Below are 5,665 nucleotides of genomic sequence, written 5' to 3' on the forward strand. Positions count from 1 at the left end.
GTTCCATTGTGCTCCTGCGGTTACTCGTCGCAAAGATACTGGCTTTTGCAGCATCTTTCTGCGGGGCTTTCAGCTCGTGCTGTCCCAATGGAGTCGCCTTGCGCTACAATCAAACGATTACTTTCTAAAATAAACGGATAACAATTAAGTGTTCGTGTTTATTATCAAATTGAGGAGTTATGAAATTGACTTATATAAAAAAATAAAATAGTAATACCCTATATGCCAATCGTAGGCTACCCAAGTATACCTTCACAATCCCTAAGCTCCCATCTTACATTTTTTAGTTACTTCACTTTTTTACTCTTTTGGTAATTGAAGAATAGATATAAATAGCAAGAGATGACCAAATGAAAATAAGTGCAATTAAATGTGCTCGTGATAACGTTTCGTTATACAGAAAAACCCCTGTTACCAGCACTATTGTTGGTGAAATATACTGCAGAATTCCTAGCAAGGATAGCGTTACCTTTTTAGCACTCATAGTAAAAAATAATAGTGGTAGAACGGTTACTGCACCACTACCTATTAAAAGTAAACTTATTGAAATAGAATCGAAAAATTGGATTTGAGATTGAAACATCCAGTATGTCAAAAATACTCTTTTTCTTCACACTGATCAATGTGCCTACCACAGCAATTCCAGTAATACTACCCAGAACATCAGCTTCCATTCTGTTGAATAGGTAAAGTCTTAAGGCAGATCAAGCCTACGAATGATCTCGTAATGGTGGAGAGCATTTTAGAGCAATTTGCCGTTTTTTACCCAGGTACCTCACAACTATCATAAAGAATGAATCACAAAAAAATAGAGTAAGCGTATGAATCACTCATACGCTTACTCTATTTTATCTGTATAATTCTACTCTGAGATTAAACCTGTTTCAATTAAGAAATCACGAGCTACTGTTGAGGTTCGTTCTCCATCGATATCCACCTTGGAATTTAACTCAGCCATTTTCTCCATGGTTAAGTGTGGAGCTAATTCATTTAAAACATCAGCAATTTCTGGGTGTTTTTCCAATACTTCCTTTGGCATAATAGGTGCCGCATAATAAGGTGGGAAAAAGCCTTTATCATCTTCTAAAATTCTCAGATCAAAACGCGGGATACGACCATCAGTAGCATATGCTGTAATGGCATCTAAATTTCCATCTCTTACCGCACTATACATAAGTCCTGGATCCATTCCTTTGTTATCCTTCCACTCTAAACCATAAACCTCATTAAAGTTAGTAATTCCGTCTTCTCTTTCTAAGAAATCAAAGTCTGAACCTAAAATTAAATCTGAAGCATGTGCTTGCAAATCAGAAACCTTCTCTATACCCAGTTCTGCTGCCTGTTCTTCACGCATGGCAATTGCATAAGTGTTGTTAAATTGAAATGGATCTAACCAAGTAATATCATATTTCTCTTCGTACCCTTTCTTAACACGGTCATAAATCACTTCTGGATCAGTCGTATCTAATTCTTCTTTTAAGACAATCATATACGCTGTTCCTGTATATTCTGCGTAGATATCAATATCTCCATCTTCCATTGCCTGTTGGAGAACATCTGTAGGACCAAGGTCGGCCTTTTCAACCACATCAAGCTCTGTTTTTTCTTCAAGAAGCTGTGACATCAGATTAACTAAAATGATTTGTTCTGTGAATTTTTTACCACCAATAACAATGGTGTTTTCTGAATCGCCTTTACCTCCACCACATGCAGTTAGTACAAGTGTTAAAGCTAAAAGTAATAATGTTAGTTTTTTCATATTACATCACCTTTCTGTTTGTAAAAAATTTTAAGTACTGTATTGATAAATAGTTACATTATGTAAATTATCTATTTTCTCAATGCTTTTGGGGTAGCAACAATCTCTAGTCTTTTTAATAGAAAATCCACAATAATTGCTAAGATAGCTGCAGGGATTGCACCAACTAACATAAGTTGGGTATTTAACATACTCAGGCCTCTCATAATTAAATCGCCTAGTCCACCAGCACCAACAAAGGTCGCTAACGTGGCTACACCAATGGTAATAACTGCGGACGTTCGTATTCCGCCCATAATAACGGGCAAAGCTAAAGGTAATTCGATTTTTTGAAGAATCTGCCAACGAGTCATTCCCATCCCTCGACCTGCTTCAACTGCTGATTGATCTACTTCTAAAATTCCTATATAGGTGTTTCGTAAAATTGGAAGTAAAGCATATATACTCAGCGCTATAATCGCATTAGGTTTACCTATCCCTACTAAAGGAAGCATGAAACCTAATAATGCCAAACTAGGGATCGTTTGAGCTACTGATGCTATTCCAATGATGGGCTCAGAAAATTTTCTGAAACTTGTTAACAAAACGCCTAAAGGGACAGATATTATAATGGCAATGGACATAGAAACTCCGACAAGAAACATATGCTCTTGAAAAGCCATAGCCAGTAAATCCCAGCGATCAACAAAGGTATTAATTAAAACTATGAAGAAATTATCATTATTAATCTGAATCACTCCCTTCCCGTAATTTGTATTTTTACTGCACTACTCAAAACCTAGAAAGAACTAATAACAAGATAAATCTTATTATTAATTTTTTCCAACTATCCATTATCTCTAAAAATAAAATTAATTTAGATTACATGTATTGTTTCCTAGTGGCTATGTAATATCAAATAAATTTTGTGTTTTATTTCATTTAAGCGCGTGATTTGTTAAGGACTACTCCGTTGTTCCCAATTTGCTATTCCTCGAATCATACTTGAACGAGTAATAATACCGATTAGTTTGTTGTCTTGCATCACAGGTAAAGTAGTGAGCCCTTGGTTCGCAAAACAATCTGCAACTTCTCCAACGGATTGATTAGCTTGGATTTTAATGACATCTTTAACCATAATATCTGCCAGTATTTTATTCTCATCCTTAAATTGGTTTCTTACCTCTTCCAATGATACCAATCCAAGAATTTCTTTTTCTTTTCCAACAATATATAGTTGATCTACTTTTCCTTTTTTCATAAAGGTAAACGCCTCAGCTAATCCCCTTGTTGGACTCGAAGTTATTACTTTGTCTAACATCAGATCCTCCGCAACCGGATTACCAATACTAGCATTTAAACGTTTTTCACCAATAAAATCAGTAACAAAATCATCTTTAGGATGACGTAGTATTTTATCAGGGGTATCTAATTGAATGATTTCTCCGCCCCTCATAATTGCAATGCGATTAGCAATCTTGAGGGCTTCGTCCATATCGTGTGTTACGAAGACAATTGTTTTATGAATTTCTTCTTGTAATTTAATTAACTCATCTTGGAGTTGTTCACGACTAATAGGATCAAGTGCACTGAATGGTTCATCCATTAGTATAATAGGGGGTTCAGCCGCCAATGCTCTGATAACACCTATGCGTTGCTGCTGTCCACCAGATAATTCACCGGGGTATCTTGATTTGAAGACGCTAGGGTCTAGCCCAACCAAATCTAGAAGCTCATCCACTCTCTTTTCATACTTTTCTTTAGGCCATTTTTTTAGTTTAGGTACAAGGGAGATATTATCCTGTATCGTCATATGAGGTAGTAAACCAATTTGCTGAATCACATAACCAATATCTCTTCTTAATTTAACCGGATTCTTTTTTAAAATGTCTTCTCCATTAATGAGAATTTGTCCCTCAGTTGGATCAATTAATCGGTTGATCATACGCATAGTCGTTGTTTTACCACAGCCCGAAGGACCGATTAACGCAAGCAATTCTCCACTTTTCACATGAAGGTTTATATTTTTTAATGCGTACGTGTCATTGCCATAAATTTTACTTACATTTTTAAAATGAATCACAAATTCACCACCTTACTTAATAGTTAAATCAAAATTTAGTCGCTCGATAACACAGTTCAACTCACTTTTCCTGATAATAAGTAAAGGTATTATTTAACCCTTGTACCCATTAAGACTTATCATTCCCTAGTGTTTCTAGTATGGTCTAATCTTTAATTATTATCAGTTTTTCCAACATCATAATCCTCTTTTATTACAATATTGAAATAAACAATGTAATAAGTGTAACATAGTTAATAGATTCAAGAATTTTAAACACAGAAAGTAATCTATTCTATTTGACATGTAGTCGTTGGGTATTTCGTTAGCAGGGGGACGGTTCTCTTGCTTCTTTTTCTTTGTTGAATTCGTATAGCTGCTCCCTTTTGTAAGGGAGGTCAAAAAAGAATAATGGATGTGAGATTCTAACATGAATGATTCTTATAATGTAGCTTCAGATAGCTAGGTGTGGTAATGGCGGGAGGCTGATAATCAAGAAATTGATTGAGAGACTTTTTATTTTGGAGGTCTGTCTATATCTATTTTTTCTTCACCCTATAATTGTTTGCATCCCTGAGACGCGACATTTAAAAAGTCCAATTCCTCAAAATTAAAATTGAGAAATTTGTCTTTTTTGCAAATATGGAAAAGCATATTATTGCTGAACTTTTTTATTGTTGATTTTTTCACCGCCTAATTAAATCATTCATTGTGGAAGAATAAATAGTCCACTTTCAGAATTTTCTTCATTCTCTTTAGCAGGAATAATATGGATTTGTATAGAATAACTTTATAGATATAGAAAAAATAAAAATGGAAATGGGAGAGGGTAAAAAATGCCGGTAAATCCGAAAATCCAATACTTTCTGGAACAGATGAACACCATGCCCGCTGCATCAATGGATCAAATAACGCCTGAAGCAATGCGCAGTTTAGAAAATGCACAATTAGCTGCACAACAGAAAGAGACCGTGGAAAAAGTGGAAGACATAACGATTCCTTTAGCAGGGCGTAACATCCCCATTCGCCTCTATATACCAAAAGGTGAAGGTCCCTATCCTGCTCTCGTCTTTTATCATGGCGGAGGATGGGTACTCGGCAGTATTGAAAGCCATGATGCCATTTGCCGCGAGTTGGCGAATCTGGCAGCCTGCGTGGTAATTTCCGTAGAATATCGCTTAGCCCCCGAACATAAATTTCCTTCTGCTGTGAATGATGCTTACGAGTCACTAGAATGGGTAGCGTCCCATGCAGCAGAACTCGGGATTGATCCTGACCGGATTGCAGTTGGTGGCGACAGTGCGGGAGGAAATCTTGCGACGGTCGCTTGCCTTATCGCAAAAGAACGCAATGGTCCTCACGTGGTTCATCAGCTCCTGCTTTATCCATCAGCAGGCCCAGCAACCGATTATCCTTCCATGGCCGAGAATGGAGAAGGCTATTTACTGACAGGGGAAATGATGAAATGGTTTCAGTCGCATTATTTGCAGAATGCAGAGGATCGGATTCACCCTTACTTGTCTCCTATACTTTCCGACAATTTGGAAGGTTTACCTTCGACGACCATCCTTACCGCGCAATATGATCCTTTGAGAGATGTCGGAATTGCTTACGCTGAGAAGTTGCAATCTCATGGCGTAGAGGTTTTCCATAAGAATTACGAAGATCTTATTCATGGATTTGCCAACTTCACAAGCTTCGTTCCTGAAGCGCGTCAAGCAGTTGTGGATGGGACCGAAGAACTTAAAAAAGCGTTTGCGCTGGATAAACCCACTTATTTAGAGAATGAAAATCGGCTTGGAGCTGGTAGGTAAATTTCTTTCAGCAGTTAACCCTTTGGACAAACAAGCCATATTTATCCAATG

5 protein-coding genes are annotated in these 5,665 nt (G+C 37.0%); 1 reads left to right on the plus strand and 4 read right to left on the minus strand.

Annotation, left to right across the window (positions count from 1 at the left end):
* Positions 1 to 292: 292 nt before the first annotated feature.
* The 4 genes from B371_RS22645 to B371_RS0101965 form a co-directional block, all read right to left on the minus strand.
* Complete coding sequence (locus B371_RS22645; RefSeq protein ID WP_237721492.1) at positions 293 to 595, minus strand: EamA family transporter; 303 nt, start codon at positions 593 to 595, stop codon at positions 293 to 295.
* 267 nt (positions 596 to 862) lie between these two features.
* Positions 863 to 1,759 carry a glycine betaine ABC transporter substrate-binding protein gene (locus B371_RS0101955; RefSeq protein ID WP_019412635.1) on the minus strand — a complete coding sequence of 299 codons (897 nt, stop codon included), beginning with the start codon at positions 1,757 to 1,759 and terminating at the stop codon, positions 863 to 865.
* Between the two features lie 71 nt (positions 1,760 to 1,830).
* Positions 1,831 to 2,466: an ABC transporter permease gene (locus tag B371_RS0101960; RefSeq protein WP_026022948.1), complete on the minus strand. Its 636-nt coding sequence runs from the start codon at positions 2,464 to 2,466 to the stop codon at positions 1,831 to 1,833.
* A 230-nt stretch (positions 2,467 to 2,696) separates the two neighbouring features.
* The gene (locus B371_RS0101965) at positions 2,697 to 3,821 is read right to left on the minus strand and encodes an ABC transporter ATP-binding protein (RefSeq protein WP_019412637.1); all 1,125 of its coding nucleotides are present in this window, start codon (positions 3,819 to 3,821) and stop codon (positions 2,697 to 2,699) included.
* Between the two features lie 815 nt (positions 3,822 to 4,636).
* Here B371_RS0101965 and B371_RS0101970 point away from each other — a divergent pair.
* Positions 4,637 to 5,614, plus strand: a complete 978-nt coding sequence (locus tag B371_RS0101970) for an alpha/beta hydrolase (RefSeq protein ID WP_019412638.1) — start codon at positions 4,637 to 4,639, stop codon at positions 5,612 to 5,614.
* Positions 5,615 to 5,665 lie beyond the last annotated feature (51 nt).

Source organism: Paenisporosarcina sp. TG20, assembly GCF_000286315.1.
Taxonomy (GTDB): domain Bacteria; phylum Bacillota; class Bacilli; order Bacillales_A; family Planococcaceae; genus Paenisporosarcina.

Coding starts and splice junctions, on each gene's coding strand:
- B371_RS0101955 (WP_019412635.1), bottom strand. CDS start 1,759: ATGAAAAAACTAACATTATTACTTTTAGCTTTAACACTTGTACTAACT.
- B371_RS0101970 (WP_019412638.1), top strand. CDS start 4,637: ATGCCGGTAAATCCGAAAATCCAATACTTTCTGGAACAGATGAACACC.